Source organism: Rhodococcus sp. IEGM 1406 (assembly GCF_030056745.1).
Classification (GTDB): Bacteria; Actinomycetota; Actinomycetes; order Mycobacteriales; family Mycobacteriaceae; genus Rhodococcus_F; species Rhodococcus_F erythropolis.
The window spans coordinates 1-206 of record NZ_JASHKO010000070.1 but is presented as its reverse complement, the minus strand read 5'-3'; the positions used below and the strand labels follow the sequence as shown (position 1 = coordinate 206).

General features: G+C 65.5%; 1 protein-coding gene. It reads right to left on the bottom strand.

What is annotated here, in order from left to right; genetic code table 11:
• On the bottom strand, positions 1–206 hold a 206-nt coding region (locus QM596_RS29680; RefSeq protein WP_283310610.1), incomplete at both ends, for a hypothetical protein.

Genomic DNA, 206 nt, shown 5'->3' with positions numbered 1-206 from the left:
GACCAGCACTGGGACGACGATCGCGGTCAGAACGGCGCCCAAGACGAGATCCGCGATCATGTTCGGGATCTGGCTGGCCACGGGGAACGAACTGGCGATGGCCGGGCCGAGGACCATCAGCATCATCAACTGCTTGGCGAATCCCGTGATGCGGCTCGTCAGCGTCGCGTTCGCGATGGAACCCGTCGCCGCGAGGAGGCGGGAGT